The 26,372-nt window shown below is 61.2% G+C and carries 27 protein-coding genes; 13 read left to right on the top strand and 14 right to left on the bottom strand.

The window, feature by feature from the left end; genetic code table 11:
* Positions 1–127: 127 nt before the first annotated feature.
* The 9 genes from BLS60_RS04025 (at position 128) to BLS60_RS03985 (ending at position 7,512) form a co-directional block, all read left to right on the top strand.
* Positions 128–1,186, top strand: coding sequence for an AraC family transcriptional regulator (locus BLS60_RS04025; protein WP_092364900.1), 1,059 nt, complete (start codon positions 128–130; stop codon positions 1,184–1,186).
* A 201-nt stretch (positions 1,187–1,387) separates the two neighbouring features.
* A complete protein-coding gene (locus BLS60_RS04020; protein WP_070883909.1) occupies positions 1,388–2,575 on the top strand; it encodes a PepSY-associated TM helix domain-containing protein in 1,188 nt (395 codons plus the stop codon).
* Positions 2,572–3,114, top strand: a complete 543-nt coding sequence (locus tag BLS60_RS04015) for a thiamine pyrophosphate-binding protein (RefSeq protein ID WP_092364897.1) — start codon at positions 2,572–2,574, stop codon at positions 3,112–3,114. The genes BLS60_RS04020 and BLS60_RS04015 overlap by 4 nt, the downstream gene beginning before the upstream one ends.
* The gene (locus BLS60_RS04010; protein WP_092364894.1) at positions 3,114–3,440 is read left to right on the top strand and encodes a hypothetical protein; all 327 of its coding nucleotides are present in this window, start codon (positions 3,114–3,116) and stop codon (positions 3,438–3,440) included. The genes BLS60_RS04015 and BLS60_RS04010 overlap by 1 nt, the downstream gene beginning before the upstream one ends.
* Complete coding sequence (locus BLS60_RS04005) at positions 3,437–4,003, top strand: DUF6162 family protein (protein WP_092364891.1); 567 nt, start codon at positions 3,437–3,439, stop codon at positions 4,001–4,003. Before BLS60_RS04010 ends, BLS60_RS04005 begins: the two co-directional genes overlap by 4 nt.
* A gap of 35 nt (positions 4,004–4,038) precedes the next feature.
* A complete protein-coding gene (locus tag BLS60_RS04000; protein ID WP_092364888.1) occupies positions 4,039–4,974 on the top strand; it encodes a metal ABC transporter substrate-binding protein in 936 nt (311 codons plus the stop codon).
* Complete coding sequence (locus BLS60_RS03995; RefSeq protein ID WP_092364885.1) at positions 4,971–5,726, top strand: metal ABC transporter ATP-binding protein; 756 nt, start codon at positions 4,971–4,973, stop codon at positions 5,724–5,726. The genes BLS60_RS04000 and BLS60_RS03995 overlap by 4 nt, the downstream gene beginning before the upstream one ends.
* Positions 5,726–6,625, top strand: coding sequence for a metal ABC transporter permease (locus BLS60_RS03990; RefSeq protein WP_092365339.1), 900 nt, complete (start codon positions 5,726–5,728; stop codon positions 6,623–6,625). Before BLS60_RS03995 ends, BLS60_RS03990 begins: the two co-directional genes overlap by 1 nt.
* Entirely contained in the window at positions 6,622–7,512 is an 891-nt protein-coding gene (locus tag BLS60_RS03985) for a metal ABC transporter solute-binding protein, Zn/Mn family (RefSeq protein WP_092364882.1), read from the top strand. Before BLS60_RS03990 ends, BLS60_RS03985 begins: the two co-directional genes overlap by 4 nt.
* Before the next feature lie 305 nt (positions 7,513–7,817).
* On the opposite strand, the gene epsC is transcribed toward BLS60_RS03985, so the two are convergent.
* From epsC to BLS60_RS03965, 4 genes are all read right to left on the bottom strand, one after another.
* Positions 7,818–8,774, bottom strand: coding sequence for a serine O-acetyltransferase EpsC (gene epsC, locus BLS60_RS03980; RefSeq protein ID WP_092364879.1), 957 nt, complete (start codon positions 8,772–8,774; stop codon positions 7,818–7,820).
* 123 nt (positions 8,775–8,897) lie between these two features.
* Positions 8,898–10,973 (bottom strand): maltose alpha-D-glucosyltransferase, encoded by a 2,076-nt coding sequence (gene treS / locus BLS60_RS03975; RefSeq protein WP_420848407.1) that lies wholly within the window; start codon positions 10,971–10,973, stop codon positions 8,898–8,900.
* Positions 10,974–11,102: 129 nt separating this feature from the next.
* Positions 11,103–11,528: a c-type cytochrome gene (locus BLS60_RS03970; protein ID WP_083328776.1), complete on the bottom strand. Its 426-nt coding sequence runs from the start codon at positions 11,526–11,528 to the stop codon at positions 11,103–11,105.
* A gap of 138 nt (positions 11,529–11,666) precedes the next feature.
* Positions 11,667–12,554 carry an NAD(P)/FAD-dependent oxidoreductase gene (locus BLS60_RS03965; protein ID WP_092364876.1) on the bottom strand — a complete coding sequence of 296 codons (888 nt, stop codon included), beginning with the start codon at positions 12,552–12,554 and terminating at the stop codon, positions 11,667–11,669.
* A gap of 145 nt (positions 12,555–12,699) precedes the next feature.
* On the opposite strand from BLS60_RS03965, the gene BLS60_RS03960 reads away from it, so the two are divergent.
* Positions 12,700–13,149 carry an Rrf2 family transcriptional regulator gene (locus BLS60_RS03960; RefSeq protein ID WP_070883901.1) on the top strand — a complete coding sequence of 150 codons (450 nt, stop codon included), beginning with the start codon at positions 12,700–12,702 and terminating at the stop codon, positions 13,147–13,149.
* A gap of 19 nt (positions 13,150–13,168) precedes the next feature.
* On the opposite strand, the gene BLS60_RS03955 is transcribed toward BLS60_RS03960, so the two are convergent.
* Positions 13,169–13,570, bottom strand: a complete 402-nt coding sequence (locus BLS60_RS03955) for a hypothetical protein (protein WP_092365334.1) — start codon at positions 13,568–13,570, stop codon at positions 13,169–13,171.
* 77 nt (positions 13,571–13,647) lie between these two features.
* A complete protein-coding gene (locus BLS60_RS03950) occupies positions 13,648–15,285 on the bottom strand; it encodes a methyl-accepting chemotaxis protein (protein WP_092365331.1) in 1,638 nt (545 codons plus the stop codon).
* Between the two features lie 315 nt (positions 15,286–15,600).
* Between BLS60_RS03950 and pgm the strand changes: the two genes are divergently transcribed.
* Positions 15,601–17,265, top strand: coding sequence for a phosphoglucomutase (alpha-D-glucose-1,6-bisphosphate-dependent) (gene pgm / locus BLS60_RS03945; RefSeq protein WP_092364873.1), 1,665 nt, complete (start codon positions 15,601–15,603; stop codon positions 17,263–17,265).
* A 112-nt stretch (positions 17,266–17,377) separates the two neighbouring features.
* On the opposite strand, the gene BLS60_RS03940 is transcribed toward pgm, so the two are convergent.
* The 6 genes from BLS60_RS03940 to pstS all read right to left on the bottom strand — a co-directional run bounded on the left by BLS60_RS03940 (position 17,378) and on the right by pstS (position 22,614).
* Entirely contained in the window at positions 17,378–18,013 is a 636-nt protein-coding gene (locus BLS60_RS03940; RefSeq protein WP_244153354.1) for a hypothetical protein, read from the bottom strand.
* Positions 18,013–18,711 (bottom strand): hypothetical protein, encoded by a 699-nt coding sequence (locus BLS60_RS03935; protein WP_092364870.1) that lies wholly within the window; start codon positions 18,709–18,711, stop codon positions 18,013–18,015. Before BLS60_RS03935 ends, BLS60_RS03940 begins: the two co-directional genes overlap by 1 nt.
* 99 nt (positions 18,712–18,810) lie before the next feature.
* Entirely contained in the window at positions 18,811–19,572 is a 762-nt protein-coding gene (pstB, locus tag BLS60_RS03930; RefSeq protein WP_070883896.1) for a phosphate ABC transporter ATP-binding protein PstB, read from the bottom strand.
* A 76-nt stretch (positions 19,573–19,648) separates the two neighbouring features.
* The gene (gene pstA / locus BLS60_RS03925; RefSeq protein WP_070883895.1) at positions 19,649–20,542 is read right to left on the bottom strand and encodes a phosphate ABC transporter permease PstA; all 894 of its coding nucleotides are present in this window, start codon (positions 20,540–20,542) and stop codon (positions 19,649–19,651) included.
* Positions 20,542–21,507, bottom strand: coding sequence for a phosphate ABC transporter permease subunit PstC (gene pstC / locus BLS60_RS03920; protein ID WP_070883894.1), 966 nt, complete (start codon positions 21,505–21,507; stop codon positions 20,542–20,544). The genes pstA and pstC overlap by 1 nt, the downstream gene beginning before the upstream one ends.
* A gap of 75 nt (positions 21,508–21,582) precedes the next feature.
* Entirely contained in the window at positions 21,583–22,614 is a 1,032-nt protein-coding gene (pstS, locus tag BLS60_RS03915) for a phosphate ABC transporter substrate-binding protein PstS (protein WP_070883893.1), read from the bottom strand.
* Positions 22,615–22,832: 218 nt separating this feature from the next.
* On the opposite strand from pstS, the gene ppk2 reads away from it, so the two are divergent.
* A complete protein-coding gene (ppk2, locus tag BLS60_RS03910) occupies positions 22,833–23,750 on the top strand; it encodes a polyphosphate kinase 2 (protein WP_070883892.1) in 918 nt (305 codons plus the stop codon).
* A 95-nt stretch (positions 23,751–23,845) separates the two neighbouring features.
* On the opposite strand, the gene BLS60_RS03905 is transcribed toward ppk2, so the two are convergent.
* Positions 23,846–24,196 carry a hypothetical protein gene (locus BLS60_RS03905; protein ID WP_070883891.1) on the bottom strand — a complete coding sequence of 117 codons (351 nt, stop codon included), beginning with the start codon at positions 24,194–24,196 and terminating at the stop codon, positions 23,846–23,848.
* 246 nt (positions 24,197–24,442) lie between these two features.
* Between BLS60_RS03905 and BLS60_RS03900 the strand changes: the two genes are divergently transcribed.
* Positions 24,443–25,012: a cysteine hydrolase family protein gene (locus tag BLS60_RS03900; RefSeq protein WP_092364867.1), complete on the top strand. Its 570-nt coding sequence runs from the start codon at positions 24,443–24,445 to the stop codon at positions 25,010–25,012.
* A gap of 41 nt (positions 25,013–25,053) precedes the next feature.
* On the opposite strand, the gene BLS60_RS03895 is transcribed toward BLS60_RS03900, so the two are convergent.
* The gene (locus tag BLS60_RS03895; protein ID WP_092364864.1) at positions 25,054–26,328 is read right to left on the bottom strand and encodes a glucarate dehydratase family protein; all 1,275 of its coding nucleotides are present in this window, start codon (positions 26,326–26,328) and stop codon (positions 25,054–25,056) included.
* Positions 26,329–26,372 lie beyond the last annotated feature (44 nt).

Below are 26,372 nucleotides of genomic sequence, written 5' to 3'. Positions count from 1 at the left end.
TAGTGAAGCACAGCGCCTCGCTCAATGACCCAAACTGACAAGTTACTGATCGAAAATAACAGCAGTGCTGGCAGCCTGCCGCTGAGCGACGTAATCTGCAGGCTCGACCATTTGCCGTCATGCGTCCATGAACTCCTCACGTATCCGTCTGGGCGACCTCTCGGTCGGTTTTATCTATAGCCTTGCCGATGCCATGCGCCAACTGGGGCATGCCCCGCAGCCGCTACTGGCACGTTATGGCCTGGATGCCGAGCGGCTGGCAGAGCCCCGTGCGCGTCTGTCCATCCCCCGCTACATGCACCTGGGGCATAGCGCCATCGAGCTGACAGGCGAGCCCGCGCTGGGCCTGCTGATGGGCCGTTGCATGCGCCTGCATCAATTGGGTTTGGCTGGCATCACCGCGGCCCAAGCGCCAACGGTACGCGAGGCTGCACGGACGCTGATTCGCTTCGAACTGCTGTACGCATCCAATTATCGTGGGCAGTCAAGCGTGGATGAAGACGATGACGGTGCCTGGCTGCGCTTTCATTCGATCGGCCCGTACAACGCCTACAACCGCTTCGTGGTCGATGCAGTTCTTGCCGGCTGGCTGCAGCAGCTGGCGACACTCGCCGAGGCGCCACTGACGGCCGCAGCGCTGCACCTGGAGTTTTCGCCGCCTGGCTACGCCGAGCGCTATGAGCATCCGTTCAAGTGCTCACCTACCTTCGATGCGCCCTTCAACGGGTTGCGACTCGATCGGCAGACATTGGAACTGCGCAACCCGCTGCACTGCCCTGGCACCTGGAAAGAACTGCAGCGGCTCTGCGAGCTGGAGTTACAGCGCCTGACCCGCACACACAGCCTGCGCGAGCGCGTCAGCCAATTGCTTGGCCCGCGCCTGCACGGCAGCGAGCCCGACATGAACGAGATTGCCAGGCACCTGCAACTGCCGAGCTGGACACTGCGCCGGCGCCTCGCCGAAGAAGGCACACGCTTCAGTACCATCGTCAACGAAACCCGCCGCGATCTCGCGCTGGCCTATGTGCGCGATACCGAGCTGTCGTTCGGCGAAATCGCCTACCTGCTCGGTTTCGCCTCGGCGGAGGCTTTCCAACGGGCCTTCAAGCGCTGGCTGCAGCAAACCCCAGGTGAACTGCGACGCGCTGATCGGCTGCAGAGCAGCGCGTCTGAATCTATGAAATAATTATTTTCATTTGCAGCTGCGGGATTTACGCTTCTCATTCGTCTTAATCAGTAACCTATACGCAACGCGCACATCATCTGCTCGTCCGTCATGTGGTTACTCCCTCGTCGCCTAACGGGCCGACGGGGTTTTGTCCGTTAATAAAGAGCCCTGTTCGTTGTGCCGCCAGCGGCCATGGCCTCCCAACAAGACTGATATTCAATGTCCAAAAAGTCGCGCTCGAAAATCTGGTTCCTCGTTCACAGCTGGCTCGCACTGCCTATCTGGTTCTTCGTGCTGATCGTCTGTGTCACCGGCACCCTGGCGGTGGTCAGCCAGGAAATCGTCTGGCTGGCCAACCCGGACGTGCGCGCCACCAAGCCATCCGACGATGCCGAACTGCTGACCTTCGGCCAGGTTCTCGCCGCGATCAACAAGGCCGAACCGCAGCTCATCGTGCAGTCGATCAGCCGCCCGGACGAGTCGCACTTTGCCCTCACCGCCCGCGTTGCCTACCCCGACGGCAGTATGCCGACGCTGTACGTCAATCCGTATACCGGCGACATTCAGGGCGTCAGCCCGCAATTCGACTTCCGCCAGTTCACCCGTGCGTTGCACGGCTGGTGGCTGGTGCCGTTCACCAACGGTTTCAGCTGGGGCTGGTACCTGGTGTCGATGATGGGCATCCCCATGCTGCTGTCGTTGATCACTGGCCTGGTGGTCTACAAGAAGTTCTGGAAGGGCTTCTTCAAACCACGCCTGCGCTTCAACCAGGGCGCTCGGGTGTTCTGGGGCGACTTCCATCGGCTGAGCGGCATCTGGTCGATCTGGTTCATCGCCGTGGTGTCGATCACCGGTATATGGTTCCTGATCCAGGCGATCCTGTTCGACAACCAGATTTCCATCTCCACCGAGGGCGTACCTGCCGTGGTCGCTCGTGAAGACGTGCCTAACGTCAGGCCCGGCGAGCCGATCCCGATGATCGGCCTGGATGAAGCCGCGCAGATTGCGATCAGCAAGGTGCCAAGCCTGGACGTGAGCTTCACCCGTCTGCCGAGCAACGCCTATGACCACATTTCCGTCAGTGGCCGCGGCTGGTACCCGCTGATGTTCCAGAGCGCCTCCATCAACCCCTATACCGGCGAAGTGGCACAACAGCGCCTGCTCGAGGATCGCTCCAAGCTGGAGTTCGTCACCGAATCCATGCGCCCGTTGCACACCGGCGACTTCGGCGGCATCTGGATCAAGATGATCTGGTTCTTCTTCGGCCTGATGCTGAGCATGATGGTACTCAGCGGCCTGCTGATCTGGACCAAGCGCACCGCGCAAGCCACTGCCAAGGTCATCAAACGCCCGGCCCGGGTGCGTGAGGCTGGTTCCGTCACCGACAACAGGGAGGTCAAGGCATGAGCAAGGCCATTGCAGCGCAACCTGCCTCGCCGCTGAGCCGCTTCTGGTACAAGTGGCGCTTCCACATCAACGTCCTGCTGGTGATCATTCCGCTGGCGTTCATGCCCAAGTATTTTGCCGATGTGGCACTGTTTCGCGGCACCAGCGGGCTGGGCGAACGAACGATTGGTGAAGTGCCGGTAGGCCCCTGGGCGATTCGCCTGGCGGAGTTTCGCGCTGCGCCGCCGGAACTCGATGGCCCGGCGGGCTACATGAAGGCGTTCAATGGCGCGCTCTGTGCCGAATGCGCCAGCCAGGTCAAGGCTACCTACCTGCGCATCGGCAAACCGCGCAGCCTGCGCGCTGCCGGTGGCATATTCTTCGGTACCGCTCACCGCATGGGCGCCACCGTGCCGCTGCCGGCGCGCACCAAGCCCAATGCCGAGCTGTGGATCACCATGGAGGGCTGGGACGGTTCCGTGCACCAGGCCTCCGTGCCGCTCGAGCAGGCATCTCCCTCTACCGTCGCCTGGCTGAAGAAACAACAAGGAGGCAAGTAATGATCAACGCTAAATCCCTACGCCTGGCCACAGGCGCCGCGCTGCTGGCCCTCAGCGGCGCCGCTCTGGCGCATAACCCGATGTGCCAGTGCGAAGACCTGGACGCCGAGAACATCCGCTGCACCGGTGGTTTCTCCGATGGCAGCGGTGCCGCCGGAGTGACGCTTGACGTGATCGGCTATGACGAAAGCATCCTGGTGCCCGGCAAGCTGGCCGATGATTCGACCATCACCTTCAAGCGCCCCGAGGGCGAATTCTACGTGCTGTTCGATGCCGGCCCCGGCCACATCGTGGAAATCGACCACACAGAAATAGAGGCTCCATGACGGTTCAGGTCGTACGCCCTGCTGGTGCTGGTCATGAAACCCTGTACGTGCTCCTGCTGTGCCTGGCTATCCTCTTGGCGGCCGGCTCGGTAGTGGCCTGGCACAGTGAAACGGATAGCGAAACCAGCATCGAGAGCCACCAGATCGATGCTCGCCGAGACCTCACGCCTGCGGAACAAGGCATCTACGCTGACCTGCGTGTTGCCTTCGATGAGATCCAGATCCGCCGCGATGAAGAGCAGACGTTGCTGAGCCCTGAAGAAATGGCCGACGAAGGCTTCCCGCCTTTTGTCGACGACGCCAGCGCGGTCAGCCGCGGCAGCCATCAGTGGCAGCAGTTGCCTGGCGATGAGCTGGCGTATTTCGGTGCGAGCCAGGCACTCGATGTGGCCGGCTCCCTGCTGATGCTCGGCGACGCGGAACAGGCCCAGGCCGATATCTGGCTCAACCGCACCAGCAGCGAGGAGCCGTCCAGCCTCGACGCGCAAAGCCTGATCGCTGCCGGCTGGCAGCAGATCGCCTCCCAGTACGACGCAGGTGTCACCCGGCAACATCGCCACTGACCGCCTCCGATTCACCGACAGAAGACCGCCCGCCAATGCTTATTTCCCATTTGTTTCGCGCTCGCCCGCTGCTGTCACGCCTGGCTATCGGCCTGTTCGCCCTGCTGTTCGTCGGTGCGGCCAGTGCCGCTGATGCCAAGCGCCTGCGTATCGGCATCACCCTGCATCCCTATTACAGCTATGTGAGCAATATCGTCGGCGACAAGGCCGAAGTGGTGCCGCTGATTCCAGCCGGCTTCAACCCGCATGCCTACGAGCCGCGTTCGGAAGACATCAAGCGCATCGGCTCGCTGGACGTGGTGGTGCTCAACGGCGTCGGCCATGACGATTTCGCCGATCGGATGATCGCCGCCAGCGAGAAACCGGATATCGAGATCATCGAAGCCAACGCCAACGTGCCGCTGCTGGCTGCCACCGGTATCGCCGCGCGTGGCGCCGGCAAGGTGGTCAATCCGCACACGTTCCTGTCGATCAGCGCCTCCATCGCGCAGATCAACAATATCGCCCGCGAACTGGGCAAGCTCGACCCGGACAACGCCAAGACCTACACCCAGAACGCCCGCGCTTATGGCAAACGCCTGCGCAAGCTGCGCGCCGATGCCCTCGCCCAGCTGACCGAAGCGCCCAATGCCGACCTGCGTGTAGCCACCGTGCATGCTGCCTATGACTACCTGCTGCGTGAATTCGGCCTGGAAGTCACTGCGGTGGTTGAGCCAGCCCATGGCATCGAGCCAAGCCCCAGCCAGCTGAAGAAGACCATCGACCAACTGCGCGAGCTGGACGTGAAGGTGATCTTCTCCGAACTGGACTTCCCTTCCACCTACGTCGATACCATTCAGCGTGAATCTGGCGTGAAGTTGTATCCGCTCTCGCACATTTCCTACGGCGAATACAGCGCCGAGAAGTACGAGAAAGAGATGACCAACAACATGAACACCGTGGTGCGCGCGATTCAGGACGCCGGTAAATGACTGCAGCCGAAAACCTCAACGTCGCTGCCATTGGCCCGACCATCGACTTTCAGCAGGTCAGCCTGGTGCTCGGCCGCACGCAGATTCTCGACAACGTCAGCTTCAAGGTGCAGCCCGGCAGCGTACACGCGCTGGTTGGTCCTAACGGCGGCGGCAAGAGCTCGCTGATCAAGACTCTGCTTGGCCAGATGCCGCACCAGGGCAAACTCAGCCTGGCATGGCCAGGCGCCGTCGGCACCATCGGCTATGTGCCGCAGGCGCTGGAATTCGACCGCGGCCTGCCGATGACCGTCGACGATTTCATGGCCGCCATGTGCCAGCGCCGCCCAGCCTTTCTTGGCTTGTCGAAGCACTATGTGCAGGCCATCGATGCAGCTCTGGCGCGCGTCGGCATGCTTGAGAAGCGCAAACGCCGCATGGGCGCGCTGTCCGGTGGTGAGCGCCAGCGCGTACTGCTGGCCCAAGGGCTGATCCCTGCGCCACAGCTGCTGGTGCTCGACGAGCCGATGTCGGCGCTGGACGAAGCTGGCATCCAGGTGTTCGAGCGCCTGCTCGGTGATTGGCGCCGTGCCGGCATCAGCGTGTTGTGGATCGAGCATGATCTGGAGGCGGTCAAGCGCCTCGCCGACCGCGTCACCGGCCTTAGCCGCCGCGTGCTGTTCGACGCGCCGCCCGCTGAAGCGCTGACCCCGGAGCGCCTGCTCAGCCTGTTCTCCACCCATGCACGCGCCACGGAGACCTCGCAGCCATGATGGACTACGAACAGTTCCGCCTGATGATCCAGGGTTGGGCGTCTTCCGGTTATCTGCCGGAAGCGCTGGCCTACGGTTTCGTCATCAACGCGCTGCTTGCCGGCCTGCTGATCGGTCCGGTGCTGGGCGGCCTCGGCACGCTGGTAGTGGTCAAGCGCTTCGCCTTCTTCTCCGAAGCGGTCGGCCACGCTGCCCTCACCGGCGTGGCCATCGGCATTTTGCTCGGCGAGCCGTACACCGGACCGTATGGCGCGCTGTTCGGCTACGCGCTGCTGTTCGGCATCCTGCTCAACTACCTGCGCAACCGCACCGGCCTCGCCCCGGATACGCTGATCGGCGTGTTCCTGTCGGTGTCACTGGCGATGGGCGCCAGCCTGCTGCTGATTCTCGCCGGGCGCATCAATGTGCATATCCTCGAGAACGTGCTGTTCGGCTCGGTGCTGACGGTCAACGGCACTGACCTGCTGGTGCTGCTGGTAGTCGGTGCGCTGGTGATGGGCCTGGCCCTGCCACTCTACAACCGCATCATGCTGGCCAGTTTCAACCCGCAACTGGCGGCCGTACGTGGCGTGGCCGTGAAGACCTTGGATTACCTGTTCGTGATCCTGGTGACACTGATCACCGTGGCCGCAGTCAAGGTCATCGGCGCGATTCTGGTCGGTGCCCTGCTGGTGATTCCGGCCGCCGCGGCGCGCCTGCTCAGCCAATCGCTGAAAGGCTTCTTCTGGCTGTCGGTGCTGATCGCCACCGTCAGCACCTTGCTCGGCATCATGTTGCCAATCCTGCTGGACCTGCCGATCCCCTCCGGTGCCGCGATCATCATGATCGCCGGTATCGCCTTCGCCCTCGCCGCCATTGCGCGCGGCGTCGTACCAAGCCTGAAAGGGAACCTGGGATGACCCATCGACTTCACCACCTCGGCCTCGCGCTATTGCTCAGCCTGCCTGGCCTTGCCCTGGCCAAGGACGTTACCGTTCTGGTTTCGCAACCGATCACCTTCGGCCTGGCCAGTGATCTGCTGGAAGGCACCCAGGTGCACATTCAGCGTGCCGCGCCGGCCAATCTGCCGGCCAGCCGCCAGGTCTCGTATTTCGCCGGCCGTGGCGCCAGCGCCTTGCAAAAAGTCGCGCTCGACGCCGACGCAGCCATCGGCCTGCGCTCGCTTTGGTCCGAAGACCCGCTGTATCCCATGGCCCGCCGCAGCAATATCCGTATCGTCGAAATCGATGCCGCCCGGCCGGTGGACGGCGCCCTGCCCGGCATTGCTACCCAGGCCGAGACCGCGGGCGATAATGATCTGGAGAGTTACCCGTGGCTGGCAATCAACAACCTGGGGCGCATGGCTGACGTAACGGCCGCCGACCTGGTGCGCCTGGCGCCGGATGCCAAGAGCAAGGTCGAACAGAACCTGGCCACCTTCAAACAGCGCCTGCTCAAGCTCAACGCCAGCAGCGAAGCCGAACTGGCCAAGGCCGACAACCTGTCGGTGTATAGCCTGAGCAGCCGCCTGGACTACCTGATCAGCGGCCTCAACCTTGACCTGGTCAGCAGCGACAGCCGTGATGATCGCGAATGGGACGCTGAATCCCTGCAAGCATTGACCAGCGCCCTGCAGGATGACGACGTCGCTCTGGTGCTGAGCCATCGTCAGCCACCGCAGCCGGTGGCTGACGCAGTCAAGGCTGCCGGAGTACCGTTGCTGGTACTGGAAACCGACAGCGACGATCCGCTGGCTGAACTGGAAGGCAACGTCGACAGCGTGGTGAAAGCGCTGATCAACCCATAACGGCCGTGTAAGGCTGTTGCCAACGAAAAGGCCCGATGCGCGAGCATCGGGCCTTTTGCTGTAAATGACTGCTGGCAGCTAGCGGGTTGAAGGAATCAGCGCACCGCTGCGATCACTGCAAACCCGTATTCAGAGCTCGGTCGCGTCTTCGGCGAACTCGGGCGCGTCCTGCTCTACCGCGCGGGACTCGAGCAACTCTTCCTGATAATCATCCATCTCTGTTCTCCTCGCTTTTCCTTTGGTCTTGCCTCGAGTCTAAAAGCACTCGGTGACTATCCTGTGACACCGATCAAGCCCGCGTGGTTTCAGCAGCCACGCTGTTGAGCGCTGGCCTGAGACACGTTGCTGCCCGGCTCGACGCTGCGGGTCAGCCAGACGTTACCGCCAATCACCGATCCTTTGCCGATGGTGATGCGCCCCAGAATCGTCGCGCCGGCATAAATCACCACATCGTCTTCGACGATCGGGTGACGCGGTTGCCCCTTGTGCAGCTGGCCACTCTCGTCGCTGGTAAAGCGTTTGGCACCGAGGGTAACGGCCTGATAGATGCGCACGTGGTTGCCGATGATCGCGGTCTCGCCAATCACCACGCCAGTGCCGTGATCGATAAAGAAGCTATGACCGATCTGCGCGCCGGGGTGAATGTCGATGCCGGTAGCGCCATGCGCGGTTTCCGCGGCGATGCGCGCCAGCAGTGGCAAACCGGCGCGGTACAGGTGATGGGCCAAGCGGTGATAGATCATCGCCAGCACACCGGGATAGCAGAGCAGCACTTCATCGACGCTACGCGCCGCCGGGTCGCCGTTGTAGGCAGCAACTACATCCTCATCGAGCATGCGGCGAAGCGCTGGCAACGCGGCGGCGAAATCACGAACGATGGACACCGCCTGCTGTTCTAGGTCCCCAGCAACTCCGCCCGCCTGCCGGGCGGCGTAACGCAGTTCCAGACGCACCTGCGCCAGCAGCCCATTAAGCGCCCGATCCAAGGTGTGACCGACGTAATAGTCCTCACTCTCCTCGCGCAACTCAGGTGGCCCAAGGCGCATCGGGAACAGTGCACCACACAGCCCGTTGAGTACGGCGGCCATTGCCTGCCGAGACGGCAGCTCACGGCCACCCAACTCGGAATTACGCCCGGAGCGGTCGCGCCACTCGGTTCGTGCGTCGCGCAAACTCGCCACCGTCTGCCCGAGCTGCCAGTTGATCGACTGCGGTGAGCTGTCTACTTCGGTGCCGCCACTGGCGGCAAACTCGCTGTTCATTGAAACCTCGATTCAGACTGCCGACGGCACCCATGGCGCGCGGTGAAGCGCGACGATACGGCGCGCCACCCTGCCGTCTCAAATACCCAATGCTTCTTTGCTTAGGCTTCGCAGGTATATGCCTCAGTGGTCGACCGGCATTATTCCCGGTGCCATGCTGGCGATACGCAGTGCCAGGCCTTCATAGGGCTGGAGCTGGATATGCAGCTGACCATCGGCGGACAGGTCACCAAGCAGTCGCTCATGGATGATATCCACCACCGGGCCTGGTTCGACATGCTCCAGAGTGATCACCTCGCTCAATGCCTCTGCTCCGAAATTCAGCGCCGTTACCTGAATGCCACGACCGGCTGGTAGCTCGTGAACCATGATCAACAACGCCGGGTGTTCGGTCACGGGCACGGCAATTTGTCGGCTGGATGCCACGCCGTGGGAGCGCCGCGCCGCGAACATGCGTCGTGCCTGCGAGGCGAAGGATTGCGGGTCCTGCAACTGTTCGCTGAGGCTACCGTAAAGCTGGCGAGCCCGAGGCAGGCCTTCGGCGGACAGCAAGGCATCGCTGTCAAGGTCCACCAGGTCGTAGCCGCCACGGTTGATCCAACGCGTATCACCCTCGGCGATCAACTCGGCCACCTGCTCCGGCTCTAGCGGCAGCGCCCCCACCAAATCCCAGCCCGATAGCGCCACGACGCCAGGCTGCATGGCGTTGAACATCAGCAGCAACAAGTGCACCCGGCGAATCTGCTCGATATCGGCTTCGCTGATGGCGCTCAGGTCACGGATGCCCAGCGCCGCGGTAATGATGCTCACCGTGGTGCAAGCCACGCCGTTGGTCACGAACTTCAGGTTGTACGGCGCATGGTCGCCAGTCAGTCGCTCGTACATTTCGCCACGAATATGCTCACGCAGGATGCTGCCTGGCAGACTCTGGCCGCGGAACACGTAGGTGTCGTTGGCGTGCAGCGTCCAGAAATGCACCAGCTCCAGGGTCAGTTCATCGTGGTTCTGCAGCGCGTGGATCAGCGATGCCGGGTCGATGCCAAAATCATGCATCTGCTGCAGCATCAGGCGCAGAAATTCCACGTCGCCGGTCAGCAGCGCATGCTGATAGGCCGGCCGGGTAATGAAGTCATACGCCATGTCGGCGCCGCCCTGGGACATGGCGGCGATGTCATCCAGCGTCAGATTAAGCTCCTGAAAACTGAACGCCCCGGCTTTGCGGATCATTCCGGCAAGTAGCTGGTTGCCGGTCAGAGACAGCGGATGGCTCTCCGACCAGGCATTGCCCTGCGCACGTCGCTCGACGCCCAAAAAGCCGTTGGCATCGAGGCGCAGCACCCGCGAACCGATCACGTCGATGGCGTGCAGCGACTCGCCGGTGACCAGTTGCTGGGCAGCGAAAGTCGGGTCCAGCCAGTTCAGCGATGGCTGACCTTCCTTGAAATAGTGCAAGTACACCCAGCGCCGGACCTTGCCATCGACACCGGTGATTTCGCCCGTGGCGCTCCAGTCGGTTTCCTTGACGCCAGGCTCGAAGAAGATCACCCGCTGCAACTGACCCACGATGTAATGCTTGTCGCGCAACGCATCGACCACCGCCGGTGACAGGTTCACCGAGTCTCGCCCCTCAGGCAATGGCGGCAACAGCTCCCAGTCGGACTCAGGGATCTCCACCATGTGATACAGGCCGGGATAGTCGCCATAGGCCATTTCCGCCAGGCGGAAATCCGCACCCTTGCCGGTGTGCGAAGGAATCGAATCGTCGATGGTCACCGCGTTGTGCGCAGCCGCCACACGACTGAGGTGCACCAGCTGTTCCTCGGTGCCGAACTGCGGGTCGATCTCCAGGCTGATGCGATCGAAGTTGCCGTCGACCGTCGGCGTGTACTCACGGCCCTGCAGCCCACCAGCACGGCGCAGCGGACCGGTATGGATGCCTTGCACGCCAAGCTCGGAAAGCGCGGCCCACAGCCGCTCATCACCCAGCGCCTGCAGCACCGAACCACCCGGCTCGGTAATGATTGCCGCCGGGTAGACCGCCAGCCACACCGAGGCTACGGCCGTGACGCTGCGCGGCCTGGCCAGTGCATAGGGTTGCTGCCAGAGACGTGCCTGGCCTGAATACAGGCGTGTGCGCTGACGGGCCGTATGCAGCATGGACTGCTCGACCAACCAGTTAATGTACTGTTCATCTGCCATAGCGATCCCGTGGTTCGAGAGTGAGGCTCGCGAACGGCCAGGCCGTTCCCGGTTGCAATGCGTATGCATTTTCAGAGCCGGCACCGGGTGCTTCGTTCAGACTGAATGCCTGAGGCTTCGAGCGGAAGCTCAATGCTCCTGATGGGATTGCAGGTAAATCAGCAGATTGTCGATCTTCTCCTGGCTGCCGATTCCCCAGAAGCGCATCTTGTTACCCGGCACCACCTCATCGGAATCCTTGATGAAGGCGCTGAGGGTGTCGTGATCCCAGACCACCTCGGCGGCCTGCATCGCAGGCGAGTAGCGATAGTCCGTTGCACCAGCATGGCGGCCAAAGATGCCGTTGAGCTGCGGACCGAACGCGGCTCGCGCGCCGGGCCCAACGGCGTGACAGTTACCGCAATTGCGTTTGAACAGTGCTTCCCCAGCGGCAATGTCTGCGTCGGCGCGAGCACTCGGTAGCGCGAGCGCGGCAACGGCTGCCAGCAGGCAACAGCCGAGCAGATGAACGGGAGACCGGGACGCGACAATCTTTCTACTGCGGGATGCTGGCATCGGCACGAACAATTCAAACAGAGGTAGGAATCACAGTATGCCCCAGCGCTCGATTCCATTCATTGACCTGTGCCGCTGCGCAAGCCCTTTGCAATGTGCTGCCTGCTCAAACGCGCGACTTTTCATCGTTCACTTGCACTAGCGGAAAATCAGCGACTGATGCGCCCCTGCCCCGGCTCTGGCGCCGGTGCCAACGGCAAGAGCCACGGAGCCGGCCGTCAATGCTGCATCGCCACACGCGAACACCCCGGGCACGCTGGTCTCCTGCGTTTCGGTAACCTGCAGATAGCGGCCCATCGGGCCGTCGTTCAACGCACAGCCCAATTGTTCGGCCAGCGGGCTGTTGATATGGGTACGCGGCAATACGAACAGACCATCCAGTGCCACGCAGCGACCGTCGGCCAGGTTGATGTCGGCTCGCTCGCCGCCAATCGACTTCACGGCATCCGGCTCTACCACCACACCACGGCGTGCCAGCTGCTCCAGCTGTTCAGCATCGGGTATGAAAGCGCCATTGGTGAACAAGGTGGTGCTGCCCCAGTCCGGCAGCATCATGGCGTGATGCATCGACATGGGCGAAACAGCCAGCACACCGATGCGGCCCAGATCGAGCTCGTAGCCATGGCAATAAGGGCAATGAAAGACACTGCGCCCCCAGCGCTCTGCAAGCCCATCGACGGGCGGCAGCTCATCGCGTACACCACCGGCGAGAATCAGCCGGCGGCCCTGCTCAACCTCGCCGCTGCCCAGGGTCACGCGGAAGCCATCGCCTTCCGAGTCGGCGGCGGTCGCCTCGCCCACCGTCCAGGTCACGTTGGGGTAGTCCATCAATTCGGCACGGCCATCGGCGGCGATTTCTTCGGGTGGCCGCCCATCCTGGCCAAGGAAGCCATGGGAGTGGCTGGCGAAACGATTGCGCCGCGCACCGGCGTCGACAACCAGCACGCGGCGGCGGGCTCGCGCCAATTGCAGCCCGGCAGACAGGCCGGCATAGCTGCCGCCGATAATAATTGCGTCATAGCTCATGGCGCTGTTCCTCCATGGGGAGCCTGGATGATGCCCAGGCCTTCACGAAACACCATAAGTTACAATAACTGAGCACGTCAACCTCTCGTAACTTTACGCATTACGAATCATACTTCTCGCTACCATCGCACATTCCGAGCTGCCCATGAGAAACGACACCCGGCTGTCACGCATGCTGCACGTGCTGATCCACATGGATCGACACAAGCAGCGCACCACCTCGGACACCATTGCGCGCATGCTCGACACCAACCCGGTAGTGGTGCGGCGCACCATGGGCCTGCTGCGTGAAAAAGGCTACGTAACCTCCGACAAAGGCCACAACGGCGGCTGGGCACTGGCCAAACCGTTGACGGAAATCACCCTCTTGGATATCCATCAGGCGTTGGGCGCACAATCGATTTTCAGCATTGGCATGGCCACCGACCATCCCCAATGCCTGGTCGAACAGGCGGTGAACCAAGCGCTCACCCAGGCGTTCGACGAAGCTCAGGCCTTGCTGTTGCAGCGGCTGGGCTCGATCACGGTCGCTGCGCTGGCAGAAGATTTCGATGCGCGCTATCGGGCGCTGGAAGTGCCATGCACGACGTCTTGACGGCCTCTCAGCACCCGCCTCAAAGGTCGCGAAACAGACCCTGTGCGTCGAGCAATGCGTAAGCAAATTCCGGACGCTGCTCCAGACCACGACGAATCGCGGCGGGAATGGCCTGGCGGGTTTTGCGGCACAATCCGGGAAAGGCCGTTACCTCGATGGCGATGCCGCGCATGCTGCGTACTTCGTTGAAGCCTGGGGCAACCTCTACCCGGATGCCCAGCTGCTCGTGCATACGCTGCTGCAAACGCTCAAGCTCCGCCAGGCTAGCGACATTTTCCAGACGCTCGAGCAGGCGCTTTTCCTCTGCTTTGGTCAGTAGCAGGATGCGCTGATCACCGCCAGGCGTTTCCAGCAACTGCTCTCGCTCGCAGTCGCAGGCGCCGGGCGGACAGGGATGACGGATCGGCATAGATAGGCTCATGGCCTGCATCATAGCCAGCCTTGAGGCTCATTGACCATCGGCCGACTCACCATTGCTCGCCATTGCTTACCGAGCAATCAGGCGCTCAGCCTGAACCGGCTTACCAGGGTATTCAGCCCCTGCGCCAGACGCGCCAGCTCGCTGCAGGCAACTGCCGTCTGGTTGGCGCCAGAGGCGCTCTGGATCGACAGGTCGCGAATGCTCACCAGATTGCGGTCAACCTCACGGGCCACATGAGCCTGCTCTTCAGATGCGGTGGCAATCTGCAGGTTGCGCTCATTGATCATGGCAATCGAATCGACGATCTGCTCAAGCGCCTGGCGTGCTTCATCAGCCACCTGCACCGTGTTGGTAGCCTCCTGATTGCTGGTGCGCATGGCCACTACGGCCTTTTCGGTTCCCGCCTGGATTGCGGCGATCATCTGCTCGATCTCCTGGGTGGACGCCGACGTGCGATGGGCCAGCCCGCGTACCTCATCTGCCACCACCGCGAAGCCACGGCCATGGTCGCCGGCACGCGCCGCCTCGATTGCCGCGTTGAGTGCCAGGAGGTTGGTCTGCTCGGCCACGTTGCGAATCACGTCGAGGACCTTGCTGATGTCCCGAGCCTGGGCCGCGAGCCCCTGAACCTGATCGGATGCCTCGACCACATTGCCCGACAGCTGATGAATCGCTGCCACAGTGCGTGATACATGCTGGCTACCGGTATTGGCTGACACGGTCGAATCCCGGGCCGCCTCCGACGCGCTGCTGGCATTGCGCGACACTTCTTCGACCGCAGCACTCATTTGCGTCACGGCTGTGGCGGCCTGATCGATTTCGGCATTCTGGCTGTGCAGGCCGCGGGTGCTTTCTTCGGTCACCGCGGCCATTTCTTCAGCCGCCGCCGCAAGCTGGTTGGACGAATCAGCGATCTGCCGGATAGCGTCGTTGAGGTTGTTCTGCATCACCGCCTGAGCCGCCAGCAGGCGCCCTGCTTCGTCCTTGCCACTGACCGTGACGACACGGGTCAGGTCGCCCGCGGCAATGGATTCGGCGCTCAGCAGCGCCTCGTTGATCGGCCCGACAATCGAACGCGTTAGCAGCATGGCCAACAACACGGTCAGGACCACCGCCACGGCAATGGTCACTATTACGCCGGTGCGTGCATTTTCATAAGTCGCAGTGGCAAAAATGCCCGCCTGCTCAGCACCCTGCATGTTGAAATTGACCAGTTCGTCTAAGCGCTGCTGCAACGTTTCACCATCAGTACGAACCTGACCATTGGCCAGGCTCAGCGCCTGTTGAACCTGATTCTGATGAAGCAAATCGATGATTCGTTGCTGGCCGGCCAGATAGGCCTGAGTGGCGCTGCTCACTTTGGAGAAAAAATTCCGTTCCTCCTCGCTGGAGACCAGCTCGTCCTGGTATTTCTTCACGGCGACATCCAGGGCGCTGCGGTATTTCTGCGCCGCGGTTTCGTCGACTGACTGCTGGGCAGCACCCTCGCCAACGGCAAGCAAACGAAGCGTTTCCAGGCGTATGTTGAGCAGATCCTTCTGCATCTCGCCGGTTGCCTGGATGCTGGTCATCCAGTTGGCCTCGATTTCCTTCTCTGCCTGGTAAAGGTCGTTAAGCTTGAACAGTGAGAAGACCCCGAGCCCGATCACCAGCAAGGTAATGAGGGCGAAGCAGAACGCAGCGCGAGGCGCGATATTGATAGTACGGAGGTTCATGAAGGCACCGATCAAAAAGGAGTGTCTAACCAACCCCTCCCTGTCGGCCACGCAACGCGCTAACGGCTTGTAGCGCGCCAGAACAATATCAAAACGACATCACCGTTCGTATCGCCTGCCGACCAGCGGAAATTATGCGCGCCGCCGGTCGACGCAACCCGATGTAACGCTGGTGCTGGCGCTTTGTTACGCAGTGTTTATCATCCGCGCCCGCGAGTATGGGGAACTCCCTACCACCGCTGTGGTGTCGAAACCCCGATGCCGCGCGCGCCGCCATGACCGCGTGGCCCTTTCATCCCATCAAAGGAACGATTGATGAGCATCCACAGCAACGCGGGACGCCTTCCCGACGAACATAGCCTGGCCAACCTGCCACGCCTGGTATCGCGCTACTACAGCGAACGTCCGGACCCTAGCGACCCCGCACAGCAGGTGGCATTCGGCACCTCGGGCCATCGTGGCTCATCCCTGAAGAACAGTTTCAACGAATGGCACATTCTCGCCGTGACCCAGGCGATCTGCGATTACCGCCAGGGCCAGGGCATCGACGGCCCGCTGTTCATCGGCATGGACACCCACGCGCTGTCCGAGCCTGCCTTCGTCTCCGCACTGGAAGTGCTGGCCGCCAACCGCATTGAAACGCGCATTGATGCCGGTTGCAGCGAAACCGCCGGCGAGCCGGGCTACACCCCTACCCCGGCGATTTCCAAGGCGATCCTCGATTACAACAAAGGTCGCAGCAGCGGGCTGGCCGATGGCATCGTCATCACCCCGTCGCACAACCCGCCTGCCGACGGCGGTTTCAAATACAACGCCACCAATGGCGGCCCGGCGGATACCGGCGTCACCAAGTGGATTCAGGAGCGCGCCAACGAATTGCTGGTGGCTGGTCTCAACGGCGTGCAGCGCGTCGATTACGCCAGCGCCCTGAAAGCCCCGACCACCCAGCGTTACGACTTCATCGACAATTACGTCGGCGATCTCGAGCAGGTGCTGGATCTGCAGGCGATTCGTGGCTCAGGCCTGAAATTCGCCGTCGATCCGCTGGGCGGCGCCGGCGTGCATTACTGGACGCGCATCGCCGAGCGCTTCGGCCTGCCGCTGGAGGTGCTGTCGACCCGCGTCGACCCGACCTTCCGCTTCATGCGTGTCGACTGGGACGGCAAGATCCGCATGGATTGCAGCTCGCCCCATGCGATGGCCGGGCTGATCGAGAACAAGGATCGCTTCGACGTTTCCTTCGCCTGCGACACCGACCACGATCGCCACGGCATCGTTGCCCGCTCGGTGGGCTTGCTCAACCCCAATCATTACCTGGCTGTGGCCATCGAGTACCTGTTCACTCACCGTCCGCAATGGGCTGCCCAAGCCGCCATCGGCAAGACCCTGGTGTCGTCGTCGATGATCGACCGTGTCGCCAAGGGCATCGGCCGTGAGGTGGTGGAAGTGCCGGTGGGCTTCAAGTGGTTCGTTGACGGCTTGATCGAAGGCCGCTTCGGCTTCGGCGGCGAAGAGTCAGCCGGTGCCTCGTTCCTGCGCAAGGACGGCAGCGCGTGGTCGACCGACAAGGACGGCATCATCCTCGGCCTGCTGGCAGCGGAAATTACCGCGGTAACCGGTAAGGATCCAGGCGAGCGCTACCAGGCGCTGACCGAACGCTTCGGCGCACCGGTCTACCAACGCATCGACGCCCCGGCGGACCGTGAGCAGAAAGCGCGATTGAGCAAGCTGTCGGCGTCCCAGGTAACCGCCAGCGAACTGGCCGGCCAGCCAATCACCGCAATTCTCACCGAGGCACCGGGCAACGGCGCCGCTATCGGCGGGCTCAAGGTGGTTACCGATAACGGCTGGTTCGCCGCTCGGCCATCCGGCACCGAGGACGTCTACAAGATTTACGCGGAAAGCTTCGAGGGCGACGCCCACCTGAAACGCATTCAGGACGAAGCCAAGGCGCTGGTCGACAGCGTGCTAGCTGGCTGATGAAGACAACGCCCGGCTCATGCCGGGCGTTGTATTACTGCTCTGCATGGCGGCGCCACGCCAGTGATGACGGTGAGCGCCTGCACCTCGGCTGGACAGACCGAACAACCGCTCAGGACGAAAAAACCTCTGCACGTTGCGGCACAGTCACCTGACGGCCAACCAGTTGCTGCCGGGCCAGTTGCCGCTGCACCTGCGCAACGGCATCCAGCACCTGCTGCGCCCACTGTTGATCATCAGGACGCACGACAACCACGCGAAAGCCATGATGCTGACCTTCCATCTGCACACCCTCGGAATCGTCGACGTGCAGGTCGATATCGAATGCGCAAGGCAGCTTCGAGGGGGCGTTCGACAACCCGCGAGCGGTCAGCGCATGCCGGTGGCGAACGCTGTTGACTACCCCGTCGACGTGGATGCCATGAAGCATCAGCCAGCGCCTGATATAGGCCGGCGTGCGACCAGAGGAGGTATAGACCCAGACACTGCAATCCTGGCGCCGCAGTTCGCGAATCAGTGAACGTGTACCGATACGTAGCGGCTCGCCGAGCCAACGGTGAATGAACGCCGGCAGCCTGCTGGGCTCGGCGTCACTGTGCAGCGCCTGGCAGGCCAGTGTGTCGTCGATATCGAAGGAAATACGCAGGCGTTGGCGCCTGAACGGGAGCAATTGCACAAGGCTTTTGGCCGCCCGCCTGATCTGCAAGCCCGTGGCGTGACAGGAACGGAGCAGCATGCGCTTTCCCATCAGGCCTTCCTCCGCTCGGCGTCGAGCTTCTTTTCGCTGAGGAAAAATTTCTTCGGTTCAGGCGATTGCTCTTCCAGAAAGGCGGCGTATTTCTTCTTGATCTTGGGCAGCTCGTACAAGGCCTTGACACCATGTTTGGCGGAATTGCGGATCACTGAAGAGGGGTTGAAGTAACCCTCTGCGTTTTTCAAGCTGAGCACGAACGGTGGCAGCCCGGCACGCATCAGCAAGTAGCTGACAATCAGCGAGCCGGTGCGGTTGTTGCCTTCGATGAACAGCTGCGGCTTGCTGAGAATTCTCACATAGACGCCCGCGGCGCGCTTCCACACCGACTCGTTGCGGTGCGCACAGTACCAATTGAACACGTCCTTGATACCGCCTTCGATGTTGTTGAAGAAATGCGCTTCAGTGGCCGCCAGGTGCTGGGCGTACTCCAGTCGGCCTGTCGGCTTCTGGCCACACAACACAGTGGCATTGAGCTCGAGCATCAGGTTCAGATGCTGCAGCTCGAAGAGGTCGATATCGCGCGCGACATAGTCGTCAATCAGCGCATAACCCTCAAGCACATTTTCCAGCACTTCATCCGTCAGCGGATCACGTGGCTCGGTAAAGTGCCTGCTGAGTTCCACGAAATGGCCTTGCACTTCGCGCAGTGCCCGCTCAACCGCTGGTAAATCAAGACGACGCTTTACAGGCATTGGCATTCCTGAGGAAAACATGAAACGGCAAAAACAGCCGGATAGCCGCCAGCGCCTGTGGGCGGCTGGTGGTATCCGGCCTTGGCAGGCAATCCTTGGCTAGCTGAATTTGCCGCAGATGTAGTCCTCGGTCATTTTTTCTCGGGGGCTTTGGAAGATCTGGGTCGTTGCTCCCATCTCGACCAGGTAACCGGTGCGGGTGCCCTGAGAAATGTCTACCGAGAAGAATGCCGTGGTGTCGGCCACACGAATGGCCTGCTGCATGTTGTGGGTGACCAGGGCGATGGTGTAGTCCTTTTTCAGCTCGACCATCAGTTCCTCGACCCGGCGTGTGGCAATCGGGTCGAGTGCCGAGCACGGCTCGTCCAGCAGCAGCACTTCAGGCTCGGTGGCAATAGCGCGGGCGATACACAGACGCTGCTGCTGACCACCAGACAGCGACAGGCCGCTGGCCTTGAGCTTGTCCTTGACCTCATCCCACAGCGCGGCGCCCTGCAGTGCATGCTTGACGCGATCACCCAGGTCGCCCTTGTAGCGATTGAGGCGCAGGCCAAAGGCAACGTTGTCGAAAATGCTCATCGAGAACGGGTTGGGCTGCTGGAACACCATGCCGATGTAGCGGCGCACCACGACCGGGTCAACGCCCTTGCCGTAGACGTCCTGCCCGAGAAAATGCACGTGCCCTTCGAAGCGGAACCCTTTGACCAGGTCGTTCATGCGGTTGAGGCTGCGCAACACGGTACTTTTGCCGCAGCCGGAAGGCCCGATGAAGCCGGTGATCTTGTTCTTCTCGATCGGTACATGGCTGTCACGTACCGCCAGGAAGTTGCCGTAGAAGATCTTGTCCAGCTTGCAGTCCATGACCACAGGAGCCTGGATCTCGAACGGGGTGGCTATTTGTGCAGATAATTGATTCACAATCACGGTGCTCCCATTCTCAAAACTTAGGCTTGCCGAAAATACGGCTGACGATATTCACGATGAGCACAATCATCACCAGTACCAGCGAGGCCGCCCAGGCGAGCTCGAGCTGGTTGTCGAACGGCATGCCGGAGAAGTTGTAAATCAGTACGGCAAGCGATGCCGTCGGATTCATCACGGCCAGTTCGCCGTCGTGGTAGATCCAGTAGTTACTGAACAGCGCGGTAAACAACAGCGGCGCGGTTTCACCAGCAGCGCGTGCCACAGCCAGCATGACGCCCGTAAGGATCGCCGGCAGGCCGGTAGGCAGAATAATCTTCCAGATCACCTGCGAGCGGGTACAGCCCATGCCGTAGGCGGCATCCTTCATGATCTTGGGCACCATTTTCATCGACTCTTCAGCAGTCAGCACGACGATGGGCAGCATCAGTACTGCCAGTGCCACGCCGCCCGCCGGTGCCGAATAGGTGCCGGTGGTCACGACCACCAGTGCGTAGGCGAACACGCCGGCGAGGATCGACGGCAGCCCGGTGAGCATCTTGGCGGCGAAACGCGCTGCGTTGGCGAGCTTGCTGTGCGGTCCCAGCTCAGCTAGAAAAACCGCGGCCATGATGCCGACCGGCACCGCAATGGCGGCAGCGATACCGACCATCACGAAGGTGCCCGCCATCGCGTTACCGAAGCCGCCACCGGTCTCGAAACCGGTGGGTGGCAACTCGGTGAACACTTCAAGGCTCAGGCGAGCACCGCCACGGGTGATCAGCATGTACAGCACCGAGAGCAGCGGCACACTGGCCAACAACGCGCCCAGCCAGACCAGCGTGGTCAATACCAGGCTGCGCAGTGCGCGACCCTCGAAACGGCGCTGCAGGCTTGGCATCGCGACATCAGGAGAAGTAAGGCTCGTCATCATTTACTCCCACGCTGGGCATAGACCATCAGCATCGAGCCGATGATGTTGACGATCAGAGTGATCAGCATCAGCACCAGTGCGGCGTACATCAACACTTCGACCTCCTTCGGCCCCGCTTCCGGGAAGTTCAGCGCCAGCAGAGCAGCCAGGGTATTGGCGGGCGCGAACAGCGAGAGGGAAATGTTGTTGGCGTTGCCGACCAGCATGGCGAGGGCCATGGTTTCACCCAGCGCACGGCCGAGGCCCAGCACCAGCGAGCCGAATATGCCGGTTGCAGCGGAAGGCACCATGACCTTGAGAATCGCCTCCCAGTGGGTGGTGCCCATGCCGTAAGCGGCCTGCTTGGTCTTCATCGGCACGCTGGTGAGCGCATCCTGAGACACCGCTGCAATGGTCGGCAGAATCATGATCGCCAGCACCAGCGAGGCAGGCAGCAGGCCAGGGCCGCTCAGGGAGGTACCGAAAAAGGGTATCCAGCTGAGCTCACTGTGCAGCCAGGTGGTCAGCGGTCTGATCGCCGGGATCACCACATAGATGCCCCACAGGCCGTACACCACGCTGGGGATGGCCGCGAGCAGTTCGACGATGGTGCGAAACACCGCCGCGAGTCTCACGGGAAGAAAATCCTGGGTCAGAAAGATCGCCATGCTGATGCCGAAGAAACCGGCGATCACCAGAGCGATAAGGGCGCTGTAAAGCGTGCCCCAAATGGCCGGCAGAATGCCGTACTTGTTCTGATTGACGTCCCAGACGCTGCCAAGCAGCACGTCGAATCCGTGCTCCTGCATGCCGGGAAGTGCTTTGCGCCCGACTTCGAATATCAGGGCGAACACCACGGCCAGAATCAGTATCACGCCCACTCGGGCGACTGCGCGGAACACGCGGTCAACCAGCATATCCTTGGCGGAGGGAGGCTGACAGGCAGAATCCGGATTGTCCGGTACAACGAAAGGGCTGGTCATTGGCTAGGTTCCGGCGCGTGTGCAGGCCTCTCCCCTCGTGGCAAACAGCCCACACTGGAAGAGGCCTTGCGAGCATTACTGGATGTTGGCAGACGCTTCGCGAACCCGGTCGATGACCGACTGCGGCAATGGGATGTAGCCCATCGAATCAGCAATCTTCTGACCTTCGGTCAGGCTGTACTCGACCATGTCGCGCATGGCTTTGGCCTTGGCCGGATTGTCGTTCTGCTTGCGGAAGATCATCCAGGTGTAGGTGGTGATCGGGTAGGACTTGGCACCGTCCGGATCCGGCAGCCAGGCCACCAGGTTTTCCGGCATGTCCACCGCGGCGAGCGCCTCGGCACCGCTTTCAGCGTTCGGCACGACGTATTTACCGGCCTTGTTTTGCAGCACGGCGAAGTCAACCTTGGCCAGTTTGGCGAAACCGTACTCAATGTAACCAATGGAGCCCGGAGTCTGGCGAACGGTGGCGGTTACACCATCGTTTTTCGGCGATTTGATGAACTTGTCGCTGGCTGGCCAGTTGACCGTGTTGCCTTCGCCCAGCGCCTTGTTGAATTCTGCGTTGATGGCAGACAGGTGCTTGGTGAACACGGCAGTGGTGCCGCTGGAGTCGGCGCGCACGACAACGGTGATCGGCAGCTCAGGCAACTTCAGCTCGGGGTTCGCAGCAGCGATCTGCGGATCGTTCCACTGAGTGATCTTGCCCAGAAAGATGTTGGAGTAAACATCGCGCGGCAGCTTAACGCCCTTCGGGTTGCCCGGCAGGTTGTAGGCCAGCACGATCTCGCCAGCGGTCATCGGCAGCAGTTGTGCGCCTTCGGCAACCTTGGCGATGTCTTCGTCTTTCATTGCCGAGTCACTGGCGGCGAAATCGACGGTCTTGTTCAGGAAGTCCTGCACACCGGCACCGCTGCCTTTGGATTGGTAATCAACGGTGACCCCTTCGGTTTTTTTGCTGAAATCCTTGAACCAGGTCAGGTAGATCGGCGCTGGGAAGCTGGCGCCCGAACCGGTCAGGCGCACGCTTTCCGCTGCGAAAGATACCGAGGTCGCACAAAGAGAAACCGTGAAGGCGAGCGCAGCAGACGTGATCAACTTTTTCATGAGGGAACTCCTTGTGAGACGGAGCCCGAACTCTGCAGCAATTTCGTGAAGATTTTGTGACAGCCAGGAGCAAATGGCCTTCATGCGACTTTGCTCAGGCACTGCTTTGAGCCGTCGGTGCCCGTCCCTCAAGCCTCTCAGGCCGACGCGTGTGTAATTACCGCGTCACAAAATGCCTCTATCTCTGGCCACTCCATCTGCCACTCGAGCGCCCTTTCATGTCCGTAACTGCAGACAGCCTGATACAGCGTATTCACCGCGAGTTGCTTGACCACAGTGACGAAGAGCTGGAGCTGGAGTTAGCCGAGGATGGCCAAGACCTGGATGCACTGTTAGATACACAGACGTATGAAGGCAGCGAGAAGGATGCTCGACGGATGTACTTCGCCGAGCTGTTCCGCCTGCAGGGCGAGCTGGTAAAACTGCAGAGCTGGGTGGTCAAGACCGGCCACAAGGTAGTGATTCTTTTCGAAGGCCGGGATGCCGCTGGCAAGGGTGGTGTGATCAAGCGCATCACCCAGCGCCTGAATCCCCGTGTCTGCCGGGTCGCTGCCTTGCCTGCGCCCAATGACCGTGAACGTACGCAATGGTACTTCCAGCGCTATGTCTCGCACTTGCCCGCAGCGGGTGAAATCGTGTTGTTCGACCGCAGCTGGTACAACCGTGCGGGCGTCGAGCAGGTGATGGGCTTTTGCAACGCGGATCAATACGAAGAGTTTTTCCGTACCGTACCCGAGTTCGAAAGAATGCTCGCGCGCTCCGGTATTCAACTGATCAAGTACTGGTTTTCCATTTCCGATCAAGAGCAGCACCTGCGCTTTCTGAGCCGCATTCATGACCCACTCAAACAATGGAAGCTCAGCCCCATGGACCTGGAGTCACGGCGACGCTGGGAGGCCTACACCAAGGCCAAGGAAATCATGCTCGATCGCACTCATATTGCCGAAGCACCCTGGTGGGTGGTTCAGGCGGATGACAAGAAGAAGGCGCGCCTTAACTGCATCCATCACCTGCTCGGCCAGATGCCTTACGAAGAAGTGCAGCATCCATCAATCGAACTACCGGAACGGGTTAGGCGCGAGGACTATTCACGCAGCCCGACGCCACCCGAGCTTATCGTGCCGCAGGTGTACTGAACGAAGCGCGAGTGGCGCTTGGCACAGCATGCGCGTACAAACAGGCCGCACAAAAAAGCCCCGCTCAAGCGAGGCTTTTCAATTCATTTGCTGCTTTATGCAGTAGCGCGGTAGCCACCGTCACGGGTGCGGCGGGCCCACATCATCTTGGCGGCGGTCGGGTTGATCGGTGCGCCGGTGAAGGTCGGCAGGGTGCGATCAATCCACTGGGCGCCTTGGCCTTTCCAGTTGATTTCGCCGCTGACCAGTTTGCTGTCACGCATGATTTCATGCAGCAGAGCTTGAACGCGGGTTTCACAGACGATGGTCTGGCGGTCAATCGCCTTCACGAAAACCACCTCATTGTCCTTGCGCAACGTCATCAGCAACATCCCATCAGGACGCTTTTTGAAATCGACTACGTGATCCGGGAGATTTTCGATCAGCTGCTGGATGGCGTATTGCATGGCTCGTACCCTCTGTGTGGTGTTTCTTTATAAGAGGGATATTGCAGAGTGCATGCCAGCTTCTGTTAATTCCTAACATGCTGATTTTAAAGCATTTATTTTATTCAAAAATCAATTGAACTATGCATCCTGCACGGTACCCATTAATCGGTCGTGCAAGATGCAAGGTCTGTCGCGGTTGGGCATACTCTGTAGAGAGGAATTCTGCGAAGAAGTGCCCTGCCCTTTGCAAAGCGAGATATCACCATGATTCAACCGGCTCTGATCATCATCGATATGCAGCGTGGCATGCTTGAGCCCGCAGCCGGTGACCGCAACAACCCTGACGCTCCAGAGCGCCTCACGGCATTGCTACACGCCTGGCGGCAGGCCCGCGCGCCAATCGTGCATGTGCGCCATATATCGCGAGCGACCACCACCCTTTTCGCACCGGGGCGACCCAGCGTCGAATTCCAGCCATCCCTCTATCCACTGCCGGACGAGCATGTGGTCGAGAAGAACGTGCCGGATGCTTTCATCAACTCGGGGCTGGAGCGTTGGTTGCGAGTACGCGGGATCGAGGCTGTGGTGATTGGCGGGGTCAGCACCAATAACTCCGTGGAGGGCACTGCACGCTCGGCGGGTAACCTGGGGTTCAAGACCTATGTGCTGGCAGATGCGTGCTTCACGTTCGCCAAAGCGGACTATAACGGGGTGCTGCGCAGCGCCGAAGAGGTGCATGCCATGGCGCTGGCCAACCTGCAGGACGAGTACGCAAGGATCATCGACAGCGCCGATGCAGCAGCTTTGCTGCAAACCTCCGAGCTGCCTGGTTGAACGAACGAGGCGGCCATGCCGGCCGCCTCGCTGAACCACTGCTAGAAGCGTGGTTTGAGGGCCTTCCAGCTCGGGTCGTATTTCTGCATCTGGGTCACGTCGTTGCGCTGGCGAATGCCGCAGCCGAGGAACTGCTCGTGCAGCTTGGCCAACTGATCGTAATCCAGTTCGACACCCAGGCCAGGTGCACGGGTGAGTTTCACGCAGCCATCGACGATCGGCAGCTTGCCGCCCTTGATCACCTCCTCGTCCGGCTCCTGCCACGGGTAATGGGTGTCGCACGCGTAGGACAGATTCGGCACGGCCGCCGCCACGTGAGTCATGGCCATCAGGCTGATACCCAGGTGCGAGTTGGAGTGCATCGATACACCCAGACCGAAGGTGTCGCACATCCGTGCGAGAATCTGCGTATCGCGCAGGCCACCCCAGTAATGGTGGTCGGCAAGCACGATCTGCACGCTGTTGAGGGCCACGCTGCGGCGGAACTCGTCGAAATCGGTGACCACCATATTGGTCGCCAGCGGGATGCCGGTGCGTTTGTGCACCTCAGCCATGCCCTCTAGACCGGGGCATGGGTCTTCGTAGTACTGCAGGTCATCGCCCATCAGTTCGGCCATACGCAGCGAGGTTTCCACCGACCAGTTGCCGTTGGGGTCGATGCGTAGCGGTGTGCCGGGGAACGCCTGGCGTAGCGCCTTGATGCAGGCCACTTCGTGCTCGGGGCCGAGCAAGGTACCGGCCTTGAGCTTGATGCTCTTGAAGCCGTTCTCCTCGATCATGGTGCGCGCCTGGGCGACGATCTGCTCGGGGCTGATGCCCTCGCCCCAGCGATCCGGCTTGTAAGGCGAGCCCGCATGTTCGGCGTATTTGAGGAACAGGTAAGCGCTGAACGGCACCTTGTCCCGCACCGCACCGCCCAGCAGATCCACCAGCGGCATGCCCAGTGAGCGCGCCTGCAGGTCGAGAAAAGCCACCTCGAAGGCTGAATAAGCGTTCGCTACCTGCTTGCTCGGGTGCGAGCCAGGCGCCAACTCGGCGCCAACCGTGCCGGGCTTCAGCGCGGCGACGGTTTTTACCACACGCGCACGCAGGCCGTTGAGGTCGAACGGGTCGAGCCCGACCAGCGACTCCTGCATGGCCTGTAGCACGCTGAGCACCGGCGCATCACCGTAGCTTTCACCGAGGCCGATCGTGCCATTGTCGCTTTCCACTTCGATGATCGAACGCAGCGCGTAGGGTTCGTGAATGCCGCTGGCGTTGAGCAGTGGTGCGTCGCGAAACGCAATCGGCGTTACGCGTACCTGTTTGATCTTCATGATTCATCTCCGAAATCGTCGGCGTGGCCTTGTCATCACCAATG

The sequence above is a fragment of the Phytopseudomonas seleniipraecipitans genome (genome assembly GCF_900102335.1).
Lineage (GTDB): Bacteria > Pseudomonadota > Gammaproteobacteria > Pseudomonadales > Pseudomonadaceae > Aquipseudomonas > Aquipseudomonas seleniipraecipitans.
This window is presented reverse-complemented; position numbering and strand designations above follow the sequence as displayed.

What these genes read in the sequence shown, in the direction of transcription:
- BLS60_RS04025 (WP_092364900.1), top strand. Translation starts at nt 128, where the DNA reads ATGAACTCCTCACGTATCCGTCTGGGCGACCTCTCGGTCGGTTTTATC.
- BLS60_RS04020 (WP_070883909.1), top strand. Translation starts at nt 1,388, where the DNA reads ATGTCCAAAAAGTCGCGCTCGAAAATCTGGTTCCTCGTTCACAGCTGG.
- BLS60_RS04015 (WP_092364897.1), top strand. Translation starts at nt 2,572, where the DNA reads ATGAGCAAGGCCATTGCAGCGCAACCTGCCTCGCCGCTGAGCCGCTTC.
- BLS60_RS04010 (WP_092364894.1), top strand. Translation starts at nt 3,114, where the DNA reads ATGATCAACGCTAAATCCCTACGCCTGGCCACAGGCGCCGCGCTGCTG.
- BLS60_RS04005 (WP_092364891.1), top strand. Translation starts at nt 3,437, where the DNA reads ATGACGGTTCAGGTCGTACGCCCTGCTGGTGCTGGTCATGAAACCCTG.
- BLS60_RS04000 (WP_092364888.1), top strand. Translation starts at nt 4,039, where the DNA reads ATGCTTATTTCCCATTTGTTTCGCGCTCGCCCGCTGCTGTCACGCCTG.
- BLS60_RS03995 (WP_092364885.1), top strand. Translation starts at nt 4,971, where the DNA reads ATGACTGCAGCCGAAAACCTCAACGTCGCTGCCATTGGCCCGACCATC.
- BLS60_RS03990 (WP_092365339.1), top strand. Translation starts at nt 5,726, where the DNA reads ATGGACTACGAACAGTTCCGCCTGATGATCCAGGGTTGGGCGTCTTCC.
- BLS60_RS03985 (WP_092364882.1), top strand. Translation starts at nt 6,622, where the DNA reads ATGACCCATCGACTTCACCACCTCGGCCTCGCGCTATTGCTCAGCCTG.
- epsC (WP_092364879.1), bottom strand. Translation starts at nt 8,774, where the DNA reads ATGAACAGCGAGTTTGCCGCCAGTGGCGGCACCGAAGTAGACAGCTCA.
- treS (WP_420848407.1), bottom strand. Translation starts at nt 10,973, where the DNA reads ATGGCAGATGAACAGTACATTAACTGGTTGGTCGAGCAGTCCATGCTG.
- BLS60_RS03970 (WP_083328776.1), bottom strand. Translation starts at nt 11,528, where the DNA reads ATGCCAGCATCCCGCAGTAGAAAGATTGTCGCGTCCCGGTCTCCCGTT.
- BLS60_RS03965 (WP_092364876.1), bottom strand. Translation starts at nt 12,554, where the DNA reads ATGAGCTATGACGCAATTATTATCGGCGGCAGCTATGCCGGCCTGTCT.
- BLS60_RS03960 (WP_070883901.1), top strand. Translation starts at nt 12,700, where the DNA reads ATGAGAAACGACACCCGGCTGTCACGCATGCTGCACGTGCTGATCCAC.
- BLS60_RS03955 (WP_092365334.1), bottom strand. Translation starts at nt 13,570, where the DNA reads ATGAGCCTATCTATGCCGATCCGTCATCCCTGTCCGCCCGGCGCCTGC.
- BLS60_RS03950 (WP_092365331.1), bottom strand. Translation starts at nt 15,285, where the DNA reads ATGAACCTCCGTACTATCAATATCGCGCCTCGCGCTGCGTTCTGCTTC.
- pgm (WP_092364873.1), top strand. Translation starts at nt 15,601, where the DNA reads ATGAGCATCCACAGCAACGCGGGACGCCTTCCCGACGAACATAGCCTG.
- BLS60_RS03940 (WP_244153354.1), bottom strand. Translation starts at nt 18,013, where the DNA reads ATGGGAAAGCGCATGCTGCTCCGTTCCTGTCACGCCACGGGCTTGCAG.
- BLS60_RS03935 (WP_092364870.1), bottom strand. Translation starts at nt 18,711, where the DNA reads ATGCCTGTAAAGCGTCGTCTTGATTTACCAGCGGTTGAGCGGGCACTG.
- pstB (WP_070883896.1), bottom strand. Translation starts at nt 19,572, where the DNA reads ATGGACTGCAAGCTGGACAAGATCTTCTACGGCAACTTCCTGGCGGTA.
- pstA (WP_070883895.1), bottom strand. Translation starts at nt 20,542, where the DNA reads ATGACGAGCCTTACTTCTCCTGATGTCGCGATGCCAAGCCTGCAGCGC.
- pstC (WP_070883894.1), bottom strand. Translation starts at nt 21,507, where the DNA reads ATGACCAGCCCTTTCGTTGTACCGGACAATCCGGATTCTGCCTGTCAG.
- pstS (WP_070883893.1), bottom strand. Translation starts at nt 22,614, where the DNA reads ATGAAAAAGTTGATCACGTCTGCTGCGCTCGCCTTCACGGTTTCTCTT.
- ppk2 (WP_070883892.1), top strand. Translation starts at nt 22,833, where the DNA reads ATGTCCGTAACTGCAGACAGCCTGATACAGCGTATTCACCGCGAGTTG.
- BLS60_RS03905 (WP_070883891.1), bottom strand. Translation starts at nt 24,196, where the DNA reads ATGCAATACGCCATCCAGCAGCTGATCGAAAATCTCCCGGATCACGTA.
- BLS60_RS03900 (WP_092364867.1), top strand. Translation starts at nt 24,443, where the DNA reads ATGATTCAACCGGCTCTGATCATCATCGATATGCAGCGTGGCATGCTT.
- BLS60_RS03895 (WP_092364864.1), bottom strand. Translation starts at nt 26,328, where the DNA reads ATGAAGATCAAACAGGTACGCGTAACGCCGATTGCGTTTCGCGACGCA.